The organism is Halorubrum sp. AJ67 (assembly GCF_000513435.1).
In genome coordinates this window covers 258,693-260,046 of the sequence record NZ_CBVY010000002.1, presented here as the reverse complement: position 1 = coordinate 260,046, position 1,354 = coordinate 258,693, and the positions used below count along the sequence as shown (strand labels likewise).

General features: G+C 69.4%; 3 protein-coding genes, 1 tRNA gene and 1 pseudogene. 3 read left to right on the top strand and 2 right to left on the bottom strand.

Features of this window, described 5'->3' with window-relative positions; all coding sequences use genetic code 11:
* From BN903_RS03110 to BN903_RS03100, 3 genes and pseudogenes are all read left to right on the top strand, one after another.
* Positions 1-172: pseudogene (locus BN903_RS03110) on the top strand (GNAT family N-acetyltransferase); the annotation flags it as partial.
* Between the two features lie 61 nt (positions 173-233).
* Positions 234-307, top strand: a tRNA-Thr gene (locus BN903_RS17130).
* Between the two features lie 64 nt (positions 308-371).
* Positions 372-575, top strand: coding sequence for a hypothetical protein (locus BN903_RS03100; RefSeq protein WP_048076328.1), 204 nt, complete (start codon positions 372-374; stop codon positions 573-575).
* A 34-nt stretch (positions 576-609) separates the two neighbouring features.
* Here the strand turns inward: BN903_RS03100 and BN903_RS03095 are convergent, their stop codons facing one another.
* Complete coding sequence (locus tag BN903_RS03095) at positions 610-1,029, bottom strand: universal stress protein (protein ID WP_048076327.1); 420 nt, start codon at positions 1,027-1,029, stop codon at positions 610-612.
* A gap of 126 nt (positions 1,030-1,155) precedes the next feature.
* Positions 1,156-1,354: CinA family protein (locus BN903_RS03090; RefSeq protein ID WP_048076326.1), on the bottom strand; the 199-nt coding region annotated here is incomplete at its 5' end.

Genomic DNA, 1,354 nt, shown 5'->3' with positions numbered 1-1,354 from the left:
CGACCGGGGGGCCGACCGCGTGGCGCTGGAGGCGCTGGCCGACAACGACCGCGCCCGGTCGTTCTACGCGGCGCGCGGCTACGACGCCCACCGCGTCGAACTGACGAAGCCGCTGGGCGACGAGAGCGATGGAGACGGGGCCGATGACGACGCGAGAGACGAAAGCGACTGACCCCGGCCGGGTTCGCGGAAAGCGACACGCACACATAGGAGGACCGAGTACGGCCGCACGCGCCAGGGGAGCATGGGCGGTTCATGCACTCGACTTGTAATCGAGACTTCCGGGGTTCAAATCCCTGCCCTGGCTTGGATCCGCTCCGCGCTCGTTCTCACGGGCGTTTCTTAAGTATCCTCGACGCCCAACGGCGAATATGGACCCGTCGGACCGCGCGCTGCTCGGCGTGGCCGGAATCGTCGGCGCGCTCGTGCTGGCGGTCGCGTTCGCCGGCGGCTACCTCTTCGGCTTCGACGAGTCGGCGGCCCGCCCGATCCGGCTCCTCGCGGTCGAACCCCTCACGTGGATCGTGGTCGCCGCGCTCGTCGTCGCCGTCGTCGGCAACGCCTACATCGAGTGACGGGGCGACGCTCGCGAGAGCGGGCCGGAGGGCTTCACCGCACGACCGTGACCGGCACGGGCGACTTCTGGAACACCGTCTTCGCGACGTTGCCGACGAGCAGGCGGTCCGCGAGCGAACTGTTGTGCGTGCCTAAGACGACCGTGTCGAACCCCTCGGCGTGGTCGATGATACTGCGGGCGGGCCGGCCGACCGCGATGAGCGTCTCGACGGTCTTGTCGTGTTCGGCGGCGATCTCTTGGGCCCGCTTGAACACGGGTTCGGCCGCCTCGCGAACGCCGTCGTCGTCGTCGTCGGACAGGGCGAGCCCGGTCGCCTCGCCCATCATCGGCGAGGCACCGCCGAGGACGTGGATCACGGTTATCTCGGCGTCGTCGTGCGCGTCGAGCGCGTACCGAAGCGCCTGCTCCGCGAGGTCAGATCCGTCCATCGCCACCAAGACGCGTTCGATCATGCCGGCGTTACACGGAGGAGTGTGATAAACGCTCGCACGCGAGGTCCCGAAGTCGCTTCCCGACTGCCGCCCAGCCGTCCACCGCTCAGCCGTCCACCGCTCAGCCTCGTCTCTCAACCGCGCCTCTCAGCCCTCGGCGTTCCCGTCGACATCTTCGATCGCTCGGACGAGCGCGTCGAGCGCAGTCTCGGCCGCGCCGCGCTTCACCGCGTCGCGGTCGCCGTCGAGGACGGCTCGCTCCGTCCGGACGAACGACTCCTCGGTGCCCCACGGCGCGGCGTGCGCGACGCCGAAGTAGACGAGTCCCACTGGCTTCTCGTCGGTC